Consider the following 21,773-nt stretch of genomic DNA (forward strand, 5'->3'; position numbering starts at 1 on the left):
CGTCTCCCTCGTCTCACCGACCCTGGTCCTGGAGTCGTTCGCGCTCGAGATGTGGCTCGGATGGCGACGCTACCTCGCAGGTGCGGCCATTCCGCGACATCGCGTCGCAGCTGCCGGTCGTGGGTGGCGAGCACCACCACGGCGTCGGTGGTGGCGAACGCATCGGTCAGCTCGTCCACCAGCGTGATCGACAGGTGGTTGGTGGGCTCGTCCAGCAGCAACACGTGCGGGCGTGCGGCCAGCACCATCGCCAGGTCCAGTCGCCGCTGCTGCCCCATCGACAGTTCGCTCACCCGCTGCTCGAGGTCGTATCCGGTGAACAGTCCGAGTTCGTCGAGGTCGACCGATTCGTCGTCGGGCACCGTCCCGGAGGCGGCCAGTTCCCCGACGTGCGTGTCGTACACCTCCCGCACCCGCCGCGACGACGGCGCCGGAGACTCCTGCGCGAGCCACCCGACCCGCACCGGCGGTGCGACGTACAGCGTTCCGGACGTCGGTGTCGCGCGACCACCGAGTACGGCAAGGAAGGTGGACTTGCCGGCCCCGTTCGGCCCGGTCACCGCGAGCCGGGCACCCGCCCCCAACGACAACGACACCCGGGTGACGAGCCGTCCCGCGACCGCCACGTCGTCGGCACGGACGAGTGGTTCGTCGGGTTCGATGTCGTCGAGCACCGCACCGAGCGCGGGCATCGAGAACCGCAGGGGCGGTGGTGGTGTGGTGACCGCATGCTCGTCGAGAGCCTCCTGCCGACGACGCACCGACCGCACCAGCGCGGGCGCGCGGGTGGCCCGCTGGTGTTTCCCGGTGCCCTTGTCGGGCCGCCATCCGGTGACGAGGCGTTCCCGTGCGGCATCGAGATCGGATTCGAGGCGGGCGAGTTCGGCCTGTTGCCGGTCGTATTCGTCGACCCAGCGACCGTATTCGGCGGCGCGTCCCTCCCGGTATCCGGTGTAGCCGCCGCCGTGGAGGCGCGGTCGCCCGTCGCGACTGGGATCGAGGTCGAGGATCGACGTGACGACGTCAGCGAGCAGCGCGCGGTCGTGACTGACCAGCACGACCCCGCTGCGGGTGGCCCGCAGCTGTTCGGTGAGGTAGTCGAGACCGGCCGCATCGAGGTGGTTGGTGGGCTCGTCGAGGAGCAGGAAGTCATGCTCGGCGCCCAGCAGACACGCGAGCCGCACCCGGTAGCGTTGACCGACGGACATCTCGGCGAGCGGACGCGACCGGTCGGTTTCGGCGCCGAGCGCGGCGAGCGCGGTGTCGACGCGCCGGTCGGCGTCCCACGCGTCGAGTCGTTCGGCGACGTCGAGGGCGTGCGCGTAGGCGTCGGCGGCACCGGGATGCTCGTCGGTGAGCGCCTCGAGCGCGTCGTCGAATGCGCGGAGCGCGGCCCGCACGTGCGCGAGTTCGAGGTCGACGAGATCGCCGACGGTGCGGCCTTCGGCGACGGTCATCTCCTGCTCGGCGAGGCCGAGGGTGCCGTGACGACGCACCTGCCCGCTGTCGGGTGCGAGGGTTCCGGCGAGCACGTGCAGCAGGGTGGATTTGCCGCGGCCGTTCTCGCCGACGACACCGAGCCGCGCGCCGGGTGTGACGGTGACGTCGACTCCCTGCAGGACGGCGCGACCGCCGCGGGCGAGGTGGACATCGGTGACGCCGAGTTGGGCGCCGGCACGTCGAGGTTCGGTGAGGGTGGTGGTCATGGTTCCTCCGGACGGAGGCACACGGATCCCGTGGATCCTCTACGAGGGGTGTTCTCCGGGATGGGTGTGCGCTTCTTGCGTACGGCCGCAGAGTCGGCCGTCGGACACGAGTCGGGACGCCCCGTCGGCGGTGGCCGACGGAAGCGGATCGGTGTCGTCAGTGGAAGAGAAGCGCTTGGATCACGTCGTCCAGGGTACCGGTCCGGGCGACGGCGTCAATCGGATTGTGTGCGGCCGCCGGCCGCTTCCTCGACCGCGGCCGCGAAACGTGTGGCGTAGGCGTCGGCGAGATCGTCCAGCGCGGTGCCGCAGTCACCGTCGTACGCCGACGCGTGCATCGGTGCGAGCGTGCGCGGTTTCAGGTCCGCGAGCGCCCGGATGGTCGGGGCCAGTACGGGTGTCAGCCCGGTCGGGTGGCCGAGGTCCTCGGCGGCCAGCGCCGGGCCCACGAGGTCGTCGCTCGTGGTCGCGGGCATCTTCCCGAACGCGGTGAACAGGTCGCCGCACAGCAACGTCGACGTGGTCTCCTCGAACATCAGGCAGGCATCCCACGCGTGCGGGACGTGGGGCGTGTCGATGTGCCGCAGCCGCCTGCTGCCCGTCTCCAGCACCTCACCGTCCTGCAGGGGCCGCGGTGGCCGGTCGGCGAGGTCGGCGACCTGCACGAAGCACGCGATCGCACCGTGCGCGACCTCGGCCGACGGCGCCACTTCCAGCCACGAGTTCATCGATCCGCATTCGTCGGCCTCGACGTGACCGAACGTGATCCACCGCAGACGATCCAGCGGGATGACTCGCGCGAGTGCGTCCGACACGGACGGGAACAGTGCGCGGTACCCGGTGTGGAACAACAGGGGTTCGTCGCCGTCGACGAGGAACTGGTTCATCGTCAGATTCGCCTCGTCGACGAAGGTGGAGAGTCGGTAGATGTCCGGGGCGATCTCGGTGACCACGGTGTCCATCGCGAATCCTCTCGTCGATGACCCCCTCCTCGACGCTCCTCCGGTCGGCGCCCGTCCACAAGACCCGGACGGATACTCGTGCAAGGATGCGTAGACACCCGTCGACCCACCCGGCAGGAGACGCTCGATGCAGCACACCGACTCATCGTTCACCGGCACCCACGGCACCCGGATCGTGTACGACAGGTGGTCGCCCGACGGCGATCCCACGGCCGTGGTGCTGCTCGCCCACGGTTTCGGCGAGCATGCCCGCCGCTACGACCACGTGGTCGAGAAACTGACCGGCGAGGGTTTCGTGGTGTACACACCGGATCACCGCGGCCACGGCCGGTCGGGCGGCAAACGGGTGCATCTGCGGGAACTCTCGGAGTTCACCGACGACATCGACACGCTGATGGACATCGCACAATCGGAGAATCCGGATCTGCCGACGGTGCTGATCGGCCATTCGATGGGTGGCGCGATCTCCCTCGCGTACGCCCTCGACCACCAGGATCGTCTGTCGGCGCTGGTGCTGTCGGGGACGGCCGTGGTGGTCAGCAGCGGCACACCGAAGGTGGTGGTGGAACTCGGGAAGCTGATCGGCCGCTACCTTCCGGACGTACCCGTTCAGAAACTCGACAGCAAATCCGTCTCCCGCGATCCCTCGGTGGTCGCGGCGTACGACCACGACCCGCTCGTGCACCACGGTCTGGTTCCGGCGGGCATCGCGCGGGTACTCGTCCTCAACGAGGAGTCGGTGCCGAACCGGCTGCCCGGGCTGATGCTGCCGGTGTTGATCCTGCACGGCAGCGACGACGCGCTCGCCGACCCGTCGGGGGCCCGCATCATCGCCGATCGGGCGGGCTCCGACGACGTGACGTTGAAACTGTACGACGGGTTGTTCCACGAGGTGTTCAACGAACCGGAGAAGGATCAGGTCCTCGACGATCTCGTCGCGTGGTTGCGGCCCCGCGTCGGGTCGTGAGGTCGGGGTCGTCGTGCCGGCACGGATGCCCGTCGCGTTCATCGGGCACGGCAGCCCACTCAACGCACTCGCATCGAACCGATACACGAGGGAGTGGGCCGGGTTCGGGCAGTGCATACCGAAACCCCGTGCAATCCTGTCGATCTCGGCGCACTGGTTCATCAATGCGACCGCATTGACGGCGATGACGGCGCCGCGCACCATCCACGATTTCTACGGGTTCCCGCAGGAACTGTTCGACGTCGAGTACCCGGCGGCGGGGTCACCCGAACTCACCTGTGAGGTCGCGGATCTGGTCCACCCCACGTGGGTCGGCAGCGACATCGATTCGTGGGGCATCGACCACGGCACGTGGTCGGTGCTCACCCACATGTTCCCCGCCGCGGACATCCCCGTCGTGCAACTGAGCCTGAACGCGTACAAGCCGCCGGCCTACCACGTCGAGTTGGGCGCGAAGCTCGCCGCGCTGCGGGAATCGGGTGTGCTGATCATCGGGAGCGGCAACGTCGTCCACAACCTGCGGGCGATGGATCCGCGCCGCCCCGGGGAGGGGTTCGCCTGGGCGCGACGGTTCGACGACGCGGCAGCCGACATCCTGCGCGACCGCCCCGGCGACATCGCCGCGCTGAGCGAACACCCGGACTACGAGGCGGCGGTACCGACCCCGGATCATTTCCTGCCGCTGCTGTACGTCGCGGGGTTGCTCGCCGAATCCGGCGAACACCCGGACGTGCTCGTCGACGGGGTGGAGTACGGGTCGCTGTCGATGACCGCGCACATCGCGGGCGCACCGCGTCCTCCCGTGCGTCCCTGCGACGAGCACAGCGCCGACCTGCCGATGTCGACGGACCTGCCCGACACGAACCTCTGATTCAGGCGGTCCGATCGTCGTCCGCTGCGACGACGGCCCGCCGCGCGAACCTCGTGCTCAGCCCGATCAGTTCCATCGCCTCGGGCAGGGTGCGTGCCAGAACCGGCCAGGCGTGGATCTGTCCACGCCACAGGTGGGTCTCCACGTGGCGGCCGGCCTCGGCGAGGCGATCCGTCATGATCTCGACGTCCGGCCTGGTCAGCTCGTATTCGGCGGCGCACAGGAAGGTCGGGGGGAACAGGTCGGGATCGGCGTCGACCGGATTCGGCTCTCCCTCGATCGCCTCCTGTCCGGCGAACCAGCGGGGCCGCAGCTTGTCGAGGGCCTTGATCGGCAGGTACGCGTCCTTCGCCATGTACGCCGGGTCGTGTTCGTCGAGATCCAGGTTGAGCAGCGGCGAGTATCCGATGACGGCGGCCGGTCGCTGGATGCCGCGGCGCGCCGCCAGTTCGGCGACCTTCGCCGCCAGATATCCGCCCGCGGAATCACCCGCGACGATGATGCGGGTGGGGTCGTCGGCGACGTCGAGCAGCGCGGTGTAGGCGCGCATCGCGTCCTGCACCGACCCGGCGATGGGCACGGCGGGTACCTGCTGGTAGTCCATCGAGTACACGGGCGCACCCGAGTCGAGGGCCAGCTGGGTGCACAGCTGACGGTGGGTGGGTGGCCCGCAGAAGATGAATCCCCCGCCGTGGAAGTACAGGATCGTGGCGTCGTCGAGGGGGTCGTCGACGGGTTTCGGCGAGATGATCCGTTCGCCCGGCACGCCGCCGAGTTCGGTGGGCGTCACGTGCACGGTGCGCGGCGTGGGGGTGATCAGGTCGACCAGCCACGACAGGCGACCGAGCACGGCGATGCCGAAGTCGTTGCTCGGCCACAGGCTCAGGATGGGTTTGAACAGGATCCGCACGACCCACAGGAGGATCAGCGCGACCGTGCTGGTGCGTTCGTGCCACGTGGTGGAAGACCCGGAAGCCATGTGCACACATTATGCGACAAATCGGTGCGGCGGCACAGGATCCTGATCACCTCACCGCACCTGCAGTAACGGAACCAACAGTTCGTCGTCGGTGAGTGCACCGTGCTGACCGGGGAGCCGCGCCATCACCCATTCTCCGTCGGTGCGGACCACCGTCGACTCCCCCCGACCGATCGCGACGACGTCCCCGATTCGGCTCGCGTGCGCCGTCGGCGGCATCGGACCGAACAGTCCGGCGGCGAGCACGTCGTCGCGGGTACCCACCCACGCGTCGTCGCCGAGCTCGTTGCGCCACCGCTCCAGCACCCGATCCGGGTGGTCGGTGTGGATGTGTCGGCAGCGTGGTTCACCGGCGATGACGGCGACGTCCTCCCCGAGCCCCGGGGTGTGATCGAAGTCGATACGGCGCCCGCGGGACGCATCGACCATGCCGTGATCGGCCGTGACCAGCATCCGCGCATCGGACGGCAACGCCGCCGCGAGCTGTTCGACGAACCGGTCGACGATCGTGAGCTGCGCGAGCCACGCCGTCGACTCCGGGCCGTACACGTGCCCGAGGGTGTCGACCTCGCCGAGATAGCAGTACACGAGGCTTCGCTCGTCGGCGTGGATCGCGTCCACGACCTGCGCGAACAGGTCGCCGTACGCCGACACCCCCGCGAACCGGCCGCCGCGCAGAACAGCACGGGTCAGGCCGCTGCCGTCGAACTGTCGCGGCACCACGGTGGTCACCGCCAGGCCCGCGTCGACGCCGCGTTCGAACACGGTCGGGGTGGGCTGCACCTCCTCGGGAACCAGCTCGTCGCGCCGGTCGAGCGCCGTGCCCGCCAACGTCCACCGCAGCCAGTTGACGGGCCCTTCGATCTCCTCGACGTACGACTGGTAGCCGGTGATGCCGTGGGCACCCGACGGCAGCCCCGTCCCCAACGACGCGATGCTGACCGCCGTGGTGGTGGGAAACCCCGCGCGGATCGGGCGGCCCTGCGACTGCGTGAGGAAAGGTGCCGCGGCACTGTTGCGTTGCAGCAGATTCCATCCCATCCCGTCGACGAGCAACACGACGGTGCGCGTGCAGTCGGCGAGGCCGAGACGGTTGTTCTCCCCCACCACCCCCGCGGAGGCCAGCACCGACGGCAACAGATCGGCGAGGGTCGGCTCGGCGTAGACGTCGCGCAGCGGCACACTCATACCCCGAGTATGCCTTCTCCCCGACCCCCTCCGTCCCCGGTTCCCCCTCCGCCCGCGGCCGGGGTTCCGCCTCCGGCCGGGGTTCCGCCTCCGGCGGGGCGAGCGAACGTATCGTCGGCTCGATCGATTCGATCGAACGGTACACTCGCTCACCGGGGAGGGGCAGTTCTAGGCTGGGGCGGCAAGGTCGGCCACCGACACCCCCGGTGCCCGACGAACACCCGACCCACCGGTAGGAGCACACCGATGACGGCGAACACCGTCGAACCCACACCTGAATTCCTGCGTGTCACAGCCGAACTCCCCGATGACATCGTCATCACCGATCCCGACATCGTCATCGGGTACCGCCGCGACGAGTCGCGCCTGACCGACGCCGGCACCCCCGTCGCCGTGCTCGCGCCACGGACCACAGAGGAGGTCTCGGCCTGCCTGCGCGCATGTCATGCCGCGTCGCTCCCCGTGTCGACACGCGGCGCCGGCAGCGGCCTGAGCGGCGGCGCCAATGCCGCCGACGGCGGCGTGGTGCTGTCGCTGCACCGAATGAGCAGAATCATCGACATCGACCCGGTCGAACGGCTCGCCGTCACGCAACCCGGAGTCATCACCGGGGAATTGCGCGCAGCCGTCGCCGCACAGGGACTGCTGTACCCCCCGGACCCGGGTTCGGTGGCGATGTGCTCGATCGGCGGCAACGTCGCGACCAACGCGGGCGGAATGTGCTGCGTCAAGTACGGTGTGACATCCGATTTCGTCGAAGCGCTCGAGGTGGTGCTCGCCGACGGTCGCGTGATGCGCACCGGCACCCGAACCGTGAAAGGTGTTGCCGGATACGATCTCACGGGCCTGTTCGTCGGCTCCGAGGGAACGCTCGGTGTGGTCACCGAGATCACCGTGCGACTCGTACCGGCCCCCGCGCCGCCGTTGACTCTGGCCGCGTCGTTCGCCGACCTCACGTCGGCCGGCACCGCGGTCGCGGCGATCGCCGAAGCCGGACTGTCCTGCTCGGCGGTGGAGATCCTCGACAACACGACGCTGCGCGCCGTCGACGAGGTCGCGAAGATGGGGCTCGGCGACGCCGCAGCGATGCTGCTGGTCCAGGCCGATTCCGAGGACGCCGACACGATCCTCGCGAAGGTCGAGGCGCTCTGCACGGCTGCGGGCGCGGAGGTGGGACGTGCCGACGACGTCGAGGAATCGACGATGCTCATGGAGGCCCGTCGCCTCGCCCTGCCGGCGCTCGAACGTCTCGGCGACTGGCTGCTCGACGACGTGTGCGTCCCCCGCGCGAAGGTCGTGGAGTTGATCGAGATCATCGAGGAGATCGCCGGCGACGTCGGCCTGACCATCGGTGTGTTCGGGCACGCGGGTGACGGCAACCTGCATCCGACGATCATCTTCGACCAGTCCGACGCCGACTCGTTGGCCGCGGCGCACACCGCGTTCGACAAGATCACCGCTGCCGCCCTGGAACTCGGCGGCACCATCACCGGCGAACACGGCGTCGGCCGCCTCAAGGCGGGCTGGCTGTCGCGGGAGTTGGACGAGGTCAACGCGGAGATGCAACGCGCGGTGCGGAAGGTGTTCGATCCGCGGGAGATCCTCAACCGCGGCGTCGCACTCTGATCTCGCGGCGCCGATTCTCCCTCCACGGCTTCCCGCGGACCTTCCCTGTTCCCGCGTCCGCAACTGCAGACGCGGGAAGCGAAAGCGTCCTCGGGAAGCGAGGGCGCACCCGCGCGGCTCGCTACAGTTCCGTCAGCATCCGGTGCATCGTGTCGATCTCCTGCTGCTGTGTGTCGACGATGACGTGGGCCATCGCGACCGCGTCGGGGAACCGCCCTTCGTCGATCTGCGTCTGCGCCATCACGACCGCGCCCTCGTGGTGGACGATCATCTGTTCGAGGAACATCCGGGCCGCCTCGGTCCCCTCCGCGTCCGCAAGTGCCTGCAACTCGTCGTCGCTCAGCATGCCGGCCATGCCCGCGGAGTCGGGCATGTCGTGGTGCCCGGCGGACGTGTCGACGGGTACGTCCCACCTTCCGAGCCAGTCCTCGAGCTGAGCGATCTCGGGGCCCTGCGCGGCCTTGATCTGCTCGGCGAGATCCCGCACCTCCGCGGGAACGCCGTCGTCGGCGAGGATGAGGTCGCTCATCTCGAGCGCCTGGACGTGGTGCGGGAGCATCATCTGCGCAAACATCACATCGGCGTCGTTGTGGGCCGCCTCCGTGGTGACGTCGGCCTCCGAGGTGACCGTCGACGTCGCGACGGTCGCGTCGGTCTCGGAGTCGCCGCAGGCCGTCGCGGTGAACATCACCGCCAGTGCGGTCGCGCCGACAGCGAGAGCCCTGATGTTCATCCGATGATCCCTTCTCGAACGGTCTGCACCCCGACATCCGTGTGGGGGTGCCGTGCCGACCAGCGTCGGGCACGCACCCCCGGGTTCGTGTGGAGGGCGTATGAAGATCTGCTCAAGAAGATCTCCGCGGCGGCGACCCGCGCAGTACGCAGGCGATGATGGATTCCATGGTCTCTTCCGATCCCACGGCCGCGCCGAACGCCGAACCCGCCAGCCCGCAGCGTCCACCGACCGGTCTGCGGGCGATGGTGGTCGAGGACGAACTGCCGCTCGCAGCTCTGGTGGGTTCCTATCTCGAGCGCGACGGATTCGATGTCACGATCACCGGAGACGGGGCGGACGCCGTCGCCTGCGCCCGCGAGGTGGACCCCGACGTCGTCGTCCTGGATCTCGGGCTGCCGGGGCTGGACGGAGTGGAGGTGTGTCGGCAGCTGCGGACGTTCTCCGACGCATACGTCGTGATGCTCACCGCACGCACCGAAGAGATCGACACACTGATCGGGTTGTCCGTCGGCGCGGACGACTACCTGACCAAACCGTTCAGCCCACGCGAACTCATGGCGCGGATCCAGGCGATGCTGCGTCGCCCCCGCACCCTCCCCGGGCCCGGCCGGTCGCCGGCCGCGAGCCGCACCGTCATGTTCGGCGATCTGGGCCTCGACGTCGACGGTCGCGAGGTGACCGTCGCCGGCAGACCGATCGCGCTGACCCGCACCGAGTTCGACGTCCTGGCCGCGCTGGCACGCGATCCGGGTGTGGTGGTCGGCCGCGCCCAGTTGATCGAGGCGGTGTGGGGACAGCGCTGGATCGGTGACGAACACCTGGTCGACGTGCACATCGGTCATCTGCGCCGCAAACTCGGCGACGACGCCGGACGCGGGCGCTACGTGCGCACCGTCCGCGGCGTCGGGTACCGGATGGGCACCGGAACATGAACCCCCGATTCCCTTCTCGACGTGGCGCGCGGCACCGCATCTTCACCGGATCCAGTTTCGGCACACGCCTGTTCGTCGCGTTGACGGCGGTGGTGATCGGGTGCGCCGTCAGCGCCTGGGTGGTCGCGTCGGCCCTCGCCCCCGGGATCTTCCACGACCACCTCGCGCAGGCCGGTATCGACCACACGTCCAGTCAGGCCGCTCACGTCGAGGAAGCGTTCACGTGGGCGATCGTTCTCGCGTGGGGCCTGGCGGTCGGCATCGCGGTGCTGCTCGCCCTGGCGGTGAGCTGGTATCTCACCCGGCGGGTGCAACGCTCGCTCACCGAGGTCACGGCCTCGACCGCCCGGATCGCCGGGGGACACTACGATGCGCGTCTGCGCAGTCCGGGGCTCGGTCGCGAATTCGATGCGCTCACCGTCACCGTCAACGAACTCGCGCGCCGACTCGACGCCACCGAATCCACCCGACGCCGGATGCTGGCCGATCTCGGGCATGAAATGCGCACCCCGATAGCGACTCTCGACTCCTATCTCGAGGCCGTCGACGACGGCATCCGCACCTTCGACGAGGACACACGCCAGGTGCTCCGTGCGGCGACCCACCGGCTCTCCCGTCTCGCCCGGGACGTCACGGCCGTCTCGCGCGCCGAGGAACATCTCACCCGCATCCGCCCCGTTCCCGTCGCCACGGGCACGCTGGTCGCCACGGCCGTCGACGCGATGCGGGAGCGGTACGAGGCCGACGGCGTCGCGCTGCGCGGGACGGTCGAGGACTCGATGGTCGTGATGGTCGACCCCGACCGGTTCGGTCAGGTACTGGGCAACCTGCTCGACAATGCGCTGCGCCACACCCCCGCGGGTGGCACCGTCACCGTCCGGAGTCGCCGCGTGAACAGCGATCACGTCGAGATCGGTGTCACCGACACGGGTGACGGTATCGCCCCGGAGCACCTCGACCACATCTTCGACCGGTTCTACCGCGTCGACACCGCCCGCGACCGCGGACACGGCGGCAGCGGCATCGGTCTGACCATCGCCCACGCCCTCGTCGAAGCCCACCGCGGCCGGATCCGCGCGTACAGCGACGGACCCGGACACGGAGCGTGTTTCACCGTGCTGTTGCCCGCGGTCGTGCTGTGACCCGCGAGCCACCGGTGACGGTCACATCAGCTGCGCCGCATCGACCTCCGTCTCCAACCGGTGTCGCACGGCGGTGAGATACCGTGCGGCGTCTGCGCCGTCGACGATGCGGTGATCGTACGACAGCGACAGGTACGCCATCGAGCGGGCGGTGATCCTCAGCGAGCCGAGTTCGTCGCGGACGGGCACGACACGTTCGACGACCGACCCGATGCCGAGGATCGCCGATTGCGGTTGGTTGATGATCGGGGTGTCGAAGAGCGCGCCCCGACTACCGGTGTTGGTGATGGTGAACGTGCCGCCCGCACTGTCCAACCGGACCAGCCCCACCGCGCGCTCCGCCCGCCTTCCACCACACGCGAAGAACGCGATGCGCATCGCCGCCGGACTCGAAGCGTGCGTCATAGACAACGGTGTCCTGACCATCACCGCCCTCGACCCGGACGACGTCCGGGCCCACAAGATGTTCGGCGAGGCGTCCGCGATCGGTGCCGTCATGGCAGGCGAAGCCGAGGAATGCATCGGCAACCCCACCCAGGTCTCGATCAACTTCTTCCTATCACAGCTGTCTCGCCGTCTCCCGCGGACCCGATTGCTTCGCGCGGCTGAAATTGCAGCGGAGCGAAGCAATTCGATCCGCGCGAACGCACGTTATGCGGCTACTTGACGTCGGAGCCGTGCCTCGTCAGCGGCAGGATCTCGATGTCCATGTAGGGGAACAGCGGAAGGTTCCACAGGATCTCGTGTAGCTCGTCGGCGGAGTCGACGTCGAAGATCGAGATGTTGCTGTACTGGCCGACGATGCGCCAGATCTCGGGCCACTTACCACTGCGCTGCAGTTGCTGACTGTAGGCCTTCTCCTTCGCGATGGTCTCGTCCCGGACCTGGGGGTCGAGGTCGCGGGGGATGTGCACGTCCATGCGGACATGGAACAACGCCATGGTCGGTCTCCTTCTCGTGGTGGGTCAGTCGCGGGTGCACTTCTTGACGACGTCCATGTCGAGGTCCACGCCGAGGCCCGGTCCGTGCGGCAGGTGGACCTGGCCCTCGGAGTAGTCGAGCGGTGCCTGCAGAAGCTCGACAGCGAAGAGCTGAGGCCCGAACAGTTCGGTGCCGTAGTTGATTCCGGGTTCGGCGCACGCGAAGTGGACGGAGGCTGCGGTGCCGATGGGGCCCTCGATGGAGGTGGCACCGTGGCAGCGCAGGCCGGCTGCCTTCGCGACCGCGACGACTTCCTTGCTGCGTTGCAGCCCACCACACTTGGTGGTCTTGAGCGCGATGACGTCGGCGGCGGCGAGTTTGGCGACCTGGTAGGCGTCGTGCGGGGTCTGCACCGATTCGTCGGCCATCACCGGCGCCGACACGCGTCGGTTGATCTCGGCGAGCACGTCGAGTTGGTCGGCGGGGGTGGGTTGCTCGATGAGCTCCACCCCACCGTCGACGAGTTCCGGCACATGACGCAACGCGGTGAAGCGATCCCACCGGGCGTTTACGTCGATGCTGAATCCGACGTCGCCGCCGAATGCCTCGACGACCTTGACGACACGGTCGGTGTCGACGGTCGGGTCGAGCGCACCCATCTTCAGTTTGAACGCGAAGTTCAGGCGTTGCTCCATCTTGTGGGTGACCTCCTCGACGATCTCCTCGAGGGGTGCCGCGCCGAGCGCCCAGCGCACGTCGACACCGGTGCGGAAGGCACCGCCGAGCAGCGACGCGACGGGAACGCCGAGCGCCCGACCCCACGCGTCGTGCATGGCTACGTCGACGGCGGCCTTCGCGAAACGCGCGTTCGCGACGATGCGTTCGATGTCGAGCATGACGCCGCTGATCTCGTCGACACCGCGGCCGATGATGTACGGGCCGATGTAGCGGTCGATGATCTGCTTCATCGTCTCGACGGATTCGCCACCCCACCAGGGTCCGCCCGGGACGACGCCCTCGCCGTATCCGGTGACCCCGCCGGCGGTGGTGACGGCGACGAACAGGATGGGCTGCGCTTCCGATGTGGTGGTCGCGAACTTGTGCGGCCGGATCAGCGGGACGTCGACGATCGTCGTGTCGACGGAGACGATCAACAGGTCGGGATCGGACATCGGAGGTCAGCTCACAATCGGTTCTGGGTGTGACGGGCGGAACACGGGGTCTTTCTTCACGGCGAATGCCGGTGCCCTTGGGGGACACCGGCATTCGTCATCAGATCTGCTTCCTACCGGAGACGGATCAGGCTTCGGGATCGAGCGCGAAGTTGTAGGTCACCTCGGCGACACCGTCGGCGTTCGGCTGCGGATCCAGGATCAGCTCGGGCTTGGTCGCGGTGGCGACGTCGTTGTCGACCCAATCGCCGCCCTGGAAGTACAGCTGGGTGGTGACGGAGTTCCTGCCCGGCGCCGACACCATCAGGTGCAGGTGGGCGGGACGCCACGGGTGACCACCGTAGGACTTGATGAACCAGCCGGTCGGGCCGTCGTTGGGGATCTGGTAGGGGGCGGGCTTCAGCGTGGTGATCTCGAAGTTGCCGTCCTCGTCGGTGACGATGGTGCCGCGCAGGTTCCACTCCGGGATTCCGGGAGCGAACTGCGAGTAGAAGCCGTCCTCGTCGGCGTGCCACAGTTCGACGGTGGCGCCTCCGAGCCCGTTACCGTCGAGATCGGTGACCTGGCCCTTGAAGATCAGCGGTGCGGCCGCAACGTCCTTCTCCCGCATCGGCATGGTGCACTCGGCCGGCAGCTTCGGGGCGTTCGGCACGTAGTAGGGGCCCTCGATGGAGCCCTTGGTGCCGCTGAAATGCTTGCGGCTGTAGTGAACTTCCTCCACCTCGTGCTCGACGAACACGTCCAGCCACAGCGGCCACTCACCGTACTCACCGACGTCGATCATCCACTGCTTGAGCACGCGGTACTCGTCGTAGGTGACCTCGTGCTTGTGGATGATGTCCTTGAAAGCCGAGAGGACGTCCTTGTAGATGGCCGCCGCGCGCTCGACCGAGGTGTCGGCGGTGACGCGCTCGGACTTGAACTTGTCGGTGGCGGCGTTGCCGGAGCCGTGAGCGGTCGGGTTCTCGATGGTGGTCATGGACTCTCCTGGGGCTGAGAAGAACAGTGTGGAAAGTGGGTGCCGGGTCGGCTCGGGGGCTGCGCGCGACCGGTGCTGTACGCTGTGCGTACTTGCGGATCGCATTGCGTACACACATACTGTGCGTGGTGTCACACAGCTTGTCAACACCGGATGCGGGACCATCGTGAAGAACTGCAGGTAGGAGATGACATGCCGAGTACCGACCTAGGCAACACCCGGGGTAACGAGCGCGATTTCATCCAGAGCATCGAGCGCGGATTCGCGGTGCTGCACGCCTTCGACGACAAGGACCCGAACCCGTCGCTCGCGGACATCGCCACCAAGACCGACCTGTCGCGCCCCGCGGTACGGCGCATCCTGCTCACCCTGCAGAGGCTCGGTTACGTCACTTCGCACGGGTCCCGCTGGTCGCTGACACCGCGGGTGCTCAGCATCGGGCAGCACTACACATCCTCGCACGCACTCGTCGACTCCGCACTCCCGAAACTCGTCGAGATCGCCGAGCACACACACGAATCCGCGTCCCTCGGTGTGCTCGACGGCAACGAGGTCGTCTATGCCGCGCGGGTACCGGTGCGACGGATCATGAGCATCAACGTCTCCGTCGGCACCCGCGTGCCCGCCTACGCGACGTCGATGGGCCGGGCACTGCTCGCGTGGGCGCCGCACGAACGGGTGGAGGCCGTCATCGCCGACACGAACTTCGAGCGGCTGACGTCCCTGACCATCGACAACGCCGACAGTTTCCGCGACGAACTGGCTCAGGTCCGCGGCCGGGGCTACGCGATGGCGGCGGCCGAACTCGAGGAAGGGCTCATCTCGATCGCCGCTCCCGTGTTCGAGCCCGGCGGGACAGCGGCGGGCGTGCTCGCATGTTCGACGTCGACGGGTCGCCACACTCTCGAGTCCTTCCGCGACCTGGCCGCGAAACAGGTCGTGGCCTGCGCGGAGAGGCTCAGCGAGGAACTCGGCTATCGCATGCGTTGACGTTCACCCGCGCCCCGACGAGTGTGCAGTTATCAGCGGTTTCCGTGTCGGATCGCGTCGACAACTGCACACTCGCGGAGGCTTCGGCTACGGGACGTAGCTACAGAGGAAGGAGGTGGTGCTTGCGCGGGTTCTTGAACACCTTCTTGTCGCGCAACAGGTTCAGCGCCTTACGGATCTCCAGACGCGTCGCCGACGGCTCGATCACCGCGTCGACGTAGCCGCGTTCTGCCGCGATGTACGGCGTGGCGACGTGCTCGTTGTAGAAGTTGATGAGCTGCTGCCGGACCGCCGGTGCGTTCTCCCCGGCCGCCTCGATCTGGCGGCGACCGATCACCGCGACCGCCGACTCGGCACCCATCACCGCGATGCGGGCCGTGGGCCACGCGAAGTTGATGTCGGCGCCGAGTTGCTTCGACCCCATCACCGCGTACCCGCCGCCGTACGACTTGCGCACCACCACGGTCACCTTCGGCACCGACGCCTCGACGTACGAGAAGAGGAAGCGACCGCCACGTTTGATCACGCCGATCTTCTCCTGATCGACGCCCGGCAGGAAGCCGGGGGTGTCGACGACGAACACGAGCGGGATGTCGTAGGCGTCGCACACCCGCACGAAGTGCGCGGCCTTGTCCGCGGCGTCCGCGTCGAGCGCACCCGACAGGTACATCGGCTGGTTCGCCACCACACCGACGGGACGGCCGTCGACGCGGGCGTACCCGGTGATGACGTTGTGCGCGACCTGGCCGCGCACCTCGAAGAAGTCGCCGTCGTCGAAGATCTTCAGCAGGATGTCATGCATGTCGTAGCCGGAGTTGTCGGCGTCGGGCATGAACGTGTCCAGCTCGAGATCGTCGGGAGTGATCTCGGGTTCGAGGCCCGGGTTGATGACCGGGGGCTTCTCCTGTGCGTTCGACGGCATGTAGCTCAGGTACTGGCGCACCCACTCGAACGCGGCCTTCTCGTCGGCCGCGACATGGTGCACGTTGCCGTACTCGGCCTGCTTGCGGGCGCTACCGAGTTCTTCGAGGCTGACCTCTTCACCGGTGACGGCCTTGATGACGTCCGGGCCGGTGACGAACATGTATGCCTCTTCGGTGGCGACCACGACGTCGGTGTTGATGGGGGCGTACACGGCGCCGCCGGCGCACTTGCCGACGATCACCGAGATCTGCGGGACCAGCCCGGACAGCGGCTCGGTGCGCCTGCCGATCTCGCCGTACCACGCGAGGGAGGTCACGGCGTCCTGGACGCGGGCGCCGCCGGAGTCGTTGATGCCGACGACGGGGCAACCGACCTTGAGGGCGTGCTCGAGCACCGCGGAGACCTTGCGGCCGAACATCTCACCGACGCTGCCGCCGAGGACGGTCTGGTCGTGGGAGAACACGGCGACCGGCCGCCCGTCGACGAGTCCGTGTCCGACGACGACTGCGTCGCCGTAGAAGGCATCCGGGTTGCCGGGGGTGCGCATGAGCGCGCCGATCTCGACGAAGGTGCCCTTGTCGAGCAGCATGTCGATGCGTTCGCGGGCGCTGGGGATCCCCTTCGCGGCGCGCTTGGCGATCGCGGCCTCACCGGCCGGTTCGTTCGCGATCTCCAGTTTCGCGCGCAGTTCGGCGAGCTTTTCTGCCGTGGTGGTCATGTACTTGGCTCAGCTCCTCGAGGCCTCGATGTCGGCCAGCTTCCGGGTCAGGTGTTCCCCCACCTTCGAGATGTACGGCTCGTCGACGATCTGGATGTGGTCTCCACCGATGTGGACGATCTCCAGGTTGTCGACGACGTCACCCCATCCCCCGTCCGGCGCCCGCGTCGCGAACGCCGGTTCGAGATCGATCGCGTCGTCCTGGTACTTGTCCGCCATGTACAGCACGACGTCGCCGCCGTACGGGCGCAACTCGGCGGTCTGGATGGCGCGGTTGTCGAGCCACGACGTGCGCTGGTGCTCGATGATCCCGCCGGGGATCTGTGCGCCGCTGAGTTCGAGCAGCCCCATCAGGATGCCGATCTGTTCTTCGTCGCTGCCCGCCTCGGCGAGCAGGTCGTAGGGCAGCGGGGCGTCGATCCCGTACGTCTTCTTCGCGAACGCCGAGTACCGCTGCCAACGCTTACGGATCTCGTCGGGGGTGTCCTCGATCTTCTCCCCGGCCATGACGGTGTCGAGGAGACCGACGACGCGGACGTCCTTGCCGTTCTCCCGCAGCAGCCGGGCCACCGCGTACGCGAGCACACCACCGAGCGACCAGCCGTACAGCACGTACGGTCCGTCGCCCTGGATCTCCTCGAGGAGCGGCAGATACACCTTCGCCCGCTCGTCGATGGGGCCCTCGGTGCGTTCGAACCCGTACATGGGGGTGCCGGCGGGAAGACGGCGCAGCAGCGGCTCGTACGCGACCGTGGAGCCACCGGCCGGATGGAACACGAACACCGGCACGGCGTCGGATCCTTCGGGACGCGGTCGCAGTGCGCGGACGAGACCATCGATGCGGTCGGAGGATTCGAGGTGCTGACGCACCGATTCGGACAGCTGCTCGATGGTGGACGCGGCGACGACGTCGTCGACGGTGACCTCACCACCGGAGCGTTCCGTGAGCCGCTCCGCGAGACGCGCCGCGGTGGCACCGTCGAGCGTCGGTAGCGGGTTGAAGATGCCCTTCGCGGACCTGCCGGTGATCACGGCCCAGGACGCGAACGTCAGGCGTTCGGCGGCGTCACGCGGCGGCACATCCACCCCGTCCGACGATGCACTGCCCTCGGGTTCGGTTGTGGCAGGAGCGGGTTCGGTGGAATCGAGGATGTGTTCCGCCTCGGCGACCACCCCGGTGTCCTCGGATCCGGGGAGTTCGTCCTCGGCTGCCGTCGCGGCGTCCTTCTCCGCGGCCTGCTGCGCGGCGAGCGCCGCGACCTCCTCGCGGTTCTCGACCGCGTACCGCAGGTACTTCGCGACGTCCTGGAGGCTCGCGTCCTTGACGGCCGACAGTTGCAGTTGCGGGATGTCGAACTCGTACTCGACGCGGTTCTTGATGCGCACCGCCATCAGGGAATCCAATCCCAGTTCCAGCAGCGGGATCTCGGCGGGGAGATCCTCCGGGGCGTACCCCATGGATTCGGCGACGATCAGCGTCAGCCGCTCCTCGAGGGGCTGGGTGCCCTCGGGATCCCACCGGTCGCCGAACGTCACCTCGACGGTGTCGGCCTCGGCGGGTTCGTCCTCGCGGACGACCGCAGCGACGACCGGCGCGGGCAGCGCCTCACCCGACGACACGACGGCCTCGTGGACGAGCGCGAACCCGTCCTCGCCGCGGGCGTGCACCTGCACGGATGCACCGCCCGGATGCGGTGTCAGCGTGGTCGTGAGGGTACCGACGACGGGCACCCCCGCGCGCGGGATGGACGCGGTGAGCACGACGTCGGCGAGCACCTGCGACGCCGCGGCGACGACGAGCGCGGCCGGGTCGGTGACGGCCGAGGCCTGCACCTCCCACACGTACCGTCCGTCGGGCAACGCGACGCGGGCACCCGGTGCGCGACCGTTTCCGCGCCCACCGATGTTGACGTCGAGCCAGAACGGCTTGCGCAGGAACGCCGTTCGTGGCAGCTCCGCGTAGGGGCCGTCCGGCAGGAGGCTGCGCAGGTCGACGGTGTGCCCGTGCACGTACAGCTGCGCGAGTGCCGTGAGCACCCCGAGCGATTCGTCTTCCTTGCGCTTGAGGGTCTGGATGAACTGACCGTCCTGCACCCCGGCGTCGAACGCGGTGGCGGCCACCGACATCAGTGTCGCGGGGTTGGCGTTGAGTTCGACGAAGGTGGTGTGTCCGTCACCGAGCGCCTGCCGGATCGCCTGCGTGAAGTACACGCTGTGACGCATGCCCTTGGTCCAGTACTCGACGGGGTGGATGCCCTCGTGACCGGCCTTGTAGAGCGTCTCCCGATCGACCGACGAGTACACGTCGACCTTCAGGTGGTGCGGTTCGATGCCGGCGAGTTCGGCGGCGAGCTCACCGAGGATCGGATCGACCTGCGAGGTGTGGCTCGCACCCTTCGTCTGCAGGACCCGAGCGAACTTCTCCTCGGCCTCCGCGCGCGCGACGATCGCGTCGACCTGTTCCTGCGGGCCACCGATCACGGTGTGGGTGGGCGCCGCGTAGACACACACCTCGAGCTGCGGGAAATCGGGCAGCACGTCGGTGATCTCGGCGGCGGTGTACTCGACGAGAGCCATCAGACGGATGTCGTCGCCCTCGAGACCGGCCTCGGCCTCACCCATCAGGCGGGAGCGGGCACAGATCACGCGGACGGCGTCCTCGAGCGACAGCCCACCGGAGATGTAGGCACCGGCGGCCTCACCCATGGAGTGCCCGACGATCGCGGCGGGTTCGGCGCCGTGGTGACGCAGCACCGCGGCCAGACCGATCTGGACGGTGAAGATGCCGACCTGCGCGGTCTCGACGTCGTAGTCCTGCCCGTCGTCGAGGAACTTCTCGGTCATCGACCAGCCGGACTCGTCCTGGATCAGCACGTCCACCTCGTCGACGGCCGCCGCGAACACCGGGTTCTCGAGGTACAGCTGCTTGGCCATCTTGCGGTGCTGCGCACCGAAACCGGACAGCACCCACACCGGACCCTTCGCAGCGGGCGCATCCGAGGTGAACACGCCCTGCGCGGGTTTGCCCGTGGCGACGGCGCGCAACCCGGCGATGGCCTCGGCACGGTCGGCGGCGATCACCACGGCGCGGGAACGACCGTGGTTGCGCCGCGACAGGGTGCGGGCGACGTCGGCGAGGTCGGTGGTGCTGCCCGCCTCCGTCTCGAGCCAGTCGGCGAGATCCGCGGCGGCGCGACGGCGACGCGACGGCATCGGTGCGGACACCGCGAGCAGCACCGGCAGCGCCCGCGCCTCCGACTGCGCGTCCGTGGGCGCAGTCGCGGTCGCGGTGATCTCGGCGGTCTCCGGCAGGATCTCGGCTTCTGCTTCCGAATCGGCCTGCCCCTCCGGACCGGTGTACTCGCGCACCACCACGTGCGCGTTGGTGCCACCGAACCCGAAACCGGACACACCGGCGACGGCGCGGCCGGTGTACCGCGGCCAGTCGGCGCCGTCCGGGATCACCCGCAGGTGCGCCTGCTCGAACGGGATGTACGGGTTGGGTGCCGAATAGTTCAAGGTGGCGGGCAGACGATCCTCGCGCATCGCGAGCACCACCTTGATCAGGCCTGCCGCGCCGGCCGCGGACTCGAGGTGACCGAAGTTCGTCTTCGCCGAGCCCAGCAGCGCCGGCTTGTCGTCGTCACGTCCACGACCCACCACGCGACCGAGCGCGTCGGCCTCGATGGGGTCGCCGAGGACGGTGCCGGTGCCGTGCGCCTCGATGTAGTCGACACCCGACGGCAGGATCTGGGCGTCACGGTAGGCGCGACGCAGCACGTCGACCTGCGCTTCGGGGTTCGGCGCGACCAGCCCGTTGGACCGTCCGTCCTGGTTGACGGCGGATCCGGCGATGACGGCGAGGATGTCGTCGCCGTCGCGTTCGGCGTCCTCGAGCCGTTTGAGGACGACGAGGCCGCCGCCCTCGGAGCGGACGATGCCGTTCGCGTCGGCGGAGAACGCCTTGATCTTCCCGTCGGCGGTGAGCATCCCGGTCTCGTCGAAACCGAGGGTTCCGGCGGGGGCGAGCAGCATGTTGATACCACCGGCGAGGGCCACGTCGGCTTCACCGCCGCGCAGGGCACGCACCGCCTGGTGCACCGCGACCAGCGACGACGAACACGCGGTGTCGATGCTGACGGACGGGCCGTGGAAGTCGAAGAAGTACGAGACGCGGTTCGCGACGATCGACGTGGACGTGCCGGTGATCGCGTACGGGTCGGCCGCGGACGGATCGGCGACCGCGAGCAGCTGGTAGTCGTTCGCGGAGCTGCCGATGAACACACCGACCGAACCGCCTTTGAGGTCGCTCGCCGGGATGTGCGCGTGCTCGAGCGCCTCCCAGGCCAGCTCCAACGCGAGGCGCTGCTGCGGGTCGACCATCTTGACCTCGCGCGGCGACATCGCGAAGAACTCGGCGTCGAAACCCTTCACGTCGTCGAGGTAGCCGCCGCGGGTGTTGGCGGACCGGATGGCCTCGGCCACCTCGGGGTCGCCGTCGAACTCCGACCAGCGTCCCTCCGGCAGTTCGGTGATGCCGTCGCGGCCCGCCGCGAGCAGCTCCCACATCTGCGCCGGGGTGTCCACGTGCCCGGGCAGGCGTGTCGACATGCCGACGATCGCGATGTCCTTGGCGCCGACCGGACCCCCGAACGAGAAGTAGGCGGCGTCGGCGTCGGCGGACACCTCGGGTTCGCCCTCGATGATCCGGGTGGCCAGCGACGCGATCGTCGGATGCTGGTAGGCGATGGTCGCCGTGAGGGTGACACCGAGCAGTTCCTCGATCTCGCCGCTGAGCGCGACCGCGTCCCGGGACGAGAGCCCGAACTCCTCCATCGGACGGTCGTCCGAGATCTGCGTGACCGGCTGCCCGGTCGTGTCGGCGATCCAGTTGCGCAACCACTCACGCAGCTGCGCAACGGTCATTTCAGTGTCAGACATCAACCCACCACGCTACCCG

General features: G+C 68.5%; 17 protein-coding genes and 1 pseudogene. 7 read left to right on the forward strand and 11 right to left on the reverse strand.

The window, feature by feature from the left end; genetic code table 11:
- Both LDQ05_RS04980 and LDQ05_RS04985 read right to left on the reverse strand, forming a co-directional pair.
- Positions 1-1,706 (reverse strand): ABC-F family ATP-binding cassette domain-containing protein (locus LDQ05_RS04980; RefSeq protein ID WP_226435789.1); only part of this gene is annotated, 1,706 nt, incomplete at its 3' end.
- Between the two features lie 215 nt (positions 1,707-1,921).
- Positions 1,922-2,668 carry an oxygen-binding di-iron domain-containing protein gene (locus LDQ05_RS04985; protein WP_226435790.1) on the reverse strand — a complete coding sequence of 249 codons (747 nt, stop codon included), beginning with the start codon at positions 2,666-2,668 and terminating at the stop codon, positions 1,922-1,924.
- Between the two features lie 127 nt (positions 2,669-2,795).
- Between LDQ05_RS04985 and LDQ05_RS04990 the strand changes: the two genes are divergently transcribed.
- Both LDQ05_RS04990 and ygiD read left to right on the forward strand, forming a co-directional pair.
- Positions 2,796-3,635 (forward strand): alpha/beta hydrolase, encoded by an 840-nt coding sequence (locus LDQ05_RS04990; RefSeq protein ID WP_226435791.1) that lies wholly within the window; start codon positions 2,796-2,798, stop codon positions 3,633-3,635.
- 25 nt (positions 3,636-3,660) lie between these two features.
- The gene (ygiD, locus tag LDQ05_RS04995) at positions 3,661-4,506 is read left to right on the forward strand and encodes a 4,5-DOPA-extradiol-dioxygenase (RefSeq protein WP_226435850.1); all 846 of its coding nucleotides are present in this window, start codon (positions 3,661-3,663) and stop codon (positions 4,504-4,506) included.
- Between the two features lies 1 nt (position 4,507).
- Here ygiD and LDQ05_RS05000 read toward each other — a convergent pair whose 3' ends face one another.
- Positions 4,508-5,485, reverse strand: coding sequence for an alpha/beta hydrolase (locus LDQ05_RS05000; protein ID WP_226435792.1), 978 nt, complete (start codon positions 5,483-5,485; stop codon positions 4,508-4,510).
- A 51-nt stretch (positions 5,486-5,536) separates the two neighbouring features.
- Complete coding sequence (locus tag LDQ05_RS05005) at positions 5,537-6,673, reverse strand: alkaline phosphatase family protein (RefSeq protein WP_226435793.1); 1,137 nt, start codon at positions 6,671-6,673, stop codon at positions 5,537-5,539.
- Between the two features lie 246 nt (positions 6,674-6,919).
- Between LDQ05_RS05005 and LDQ05_RS05010 the strand changes: the two genes are divergently transcribed.
- On the forward strand, positions 6,920-8,299 hold the full coding sequence (locus tag LDQ05_RS05010; protein ID WP_226435794.1) for an FAD-binding oxidoreductase: 1,380 nt from the start codon (positions 6,920-6,922) through the stop codon (positions 8,297-8,299).
- Between the two features lie 121 nt (positions 8,300-8,420).
- Here LDQ05_RS05010 and LDQ05_RS05015 read toward each other — a convergent pair whose 3' ends face one another.
- The gene (locus LDQ05_RS05015; RefSeq protein WP_226435795.1) at positions 8,421-9,032 is read right to left on the reverse strand and encodes a DUF305 domain-containing protein; all 612 of its coding nucleotides are present in this window, start codon (positions 9,030-9,032) and stop codon (positions 8,421-8,423) included.
- A 245-nt stretch (positions 9,033-9,277) separates the two neighbouring features.
- Here LDQ05_RS05015 and LDQ05_RS05020 point away from each other — a divergent pair, with 245 nt between their 5' ends.
- Both LDQ05_RS05020 and LDQ05_RS05025 read left to right on the forward strand, forming a co-directional pair.
- The gene (locus LDQ05_RS05020) at positions 9,278-9,967 is read left to right on the forward strand and encodes a winged helix-turn-helix domain-containing protein (protein ID WP_226435851.1); all 690 of its coding nucleotides are present in this window, start codon (positions 9,278-9,280) and stop codon (positions 9,965-9,967) included.
- Positions 9,964-11,109: a sensor histidine kinase gene (locus LDQ05_RS05025; protein WP_226435796.1), complete on the forward strand. Its 1,146-nt coding sequence runs from the start codon at positions 9,964-9,966 to the stop codon at positions 11,107-11,109. Before LDQ05_RS05020 ends, LDQ05_RS05025 begins: the two co-directional genes overlap by 4 nt.
- A gap of 21 nt (positions 11,110-11,130) precedes the next feature.
- Here LDQ05_RS05025 and LDQ05_RS05030 read toward each other — a convergent pair.
- Positions 11,131-11,421 (reverse strand): annotated as a pseudogene (locus LDQ05_RS05030) (2-oxo acid dehydrogenase subunit E2); the annotation flags it as partial.
- A gap of 58 nt (positions 11,422-11,479) precedes the next feature.
- On the opposite strand from LDQ05_RS05030, the gene LDQ05_RS05035 reads away from it, so the two are divergent.
- On the forward strand, positions 11,480-11,776 hold the full coding sequence (locus LDQ05_RS05035; RefSeq protein WP_226435797.1) for a hypothetical protein: 297 nt from the start codon (positions 11,480-11,482) through the stop codon (positions 11,774-11,776).
- Here the strand turns inward: LDQ05_RS05035 and catC are convergent.
- The 3 genes from catC to catA all read right to left on the reverse strand — a co-directional run bounded on the left by catC (position 11,769) and on the right by catA (position 14,181).
- Entirely contained in the window at positions 11,769-12,050 is a 282-nt protein-coding gene (catC, locus tag LDQ05_RS05040) for a muconolactone Delta-isomerase (protein ID WP_226435798.1), read from the reverse strand. The genes LDQ05_RS05035 and catC overlap by 8 nt on opposite strands.
- 24 nt (positions 12,051-12,074) lie before the next feature.
- The gene (locus LDQ05_RS05045) at positions 12,075-13,202 is read right to left on the reverse strand and encodes a muconate/chloromuconate family cycloisomerase (protein ID WP_226435799.1); all 1,128 of its coding nucleotides are present in this window, start codon (positions 13,200-13,202) and stop codon (positions 12,075-12,077) included.
- Positions 13,203-13,329: 127 nt separating this feature from the next.
- A complete protein-coding gene (gene catA, locus LDQ05_RS05050) occupies positions 13,330-14,181 on the reverse strand; it encodes a catechol 1,2-dioxygenase (protein ID WP_226435800.1) in 852 nt (283 codons plus the stop codon).
- Between the two features lie 192 nt (positions 14,182-14,373).
- Between catA and LDQ05_RS05055 the strand changes: the two genes are divergently transcribed.
- The gene (locus tag LDQ05_RS05055) at positions 14,374-15,171 is read left to right on the forward strand and encodes an IclR family transcriptional regulator domain-containing protein (RefSeq protein WP_226435801.1); all 798 of its coding nucleotides are present in this window, start codon (positions 14,374-14,376) and stop codon (positions 15,169-15,171) included.
- A gap of 100 nt (positions 15,172-15,271) precedes the next feature.
- Here LDQ05_RS05055 and LDQ05_RS05060 read toward each other — a convergent pair whose 3' ends face one another.
- Both LDQ05_RS05060 and pks13 read right to left on the reverse strand, forming a co-directional pair.
- Positions 15,272-16,813 (reverse strand): acyl-CoA carboxylase subunit beta, encoded by a 1,542-nt coding sequence (locus LDQ05_RS05060; protein WP_226435802.1) that lies wholly within the window; start codon positions 16,811-16,813, stop codon positions 15,272-15,274.
- A 9-nt stretch (positions 16,814-16,822) separates the two neighbouring features.
- Positions 16,823-21,739 (reverse strand): polyketide synthase Pks13, encoded by a 4,917-nt coding sequence (pks13, locus tag LDQ05_RS05065; RefSeq protein ID WP_308013163.1) that lies wholly within the window; start codon positions 21,737-21,739, stop codon positions 16,823-16,825.
- Between the last annotated feature and the right edge of the window lie 34 nt (positions 21,740-21,773).

Source organism: Rhodococcus yananensis (assembly GCF_020515525.1).
Classification (GTDB): Bacteria; Actinomycetota; Actinomycetes; order Mycobacteriales; family Mycobacteriaceae; genus Rhodococcus; species Rhodococcus yananensis.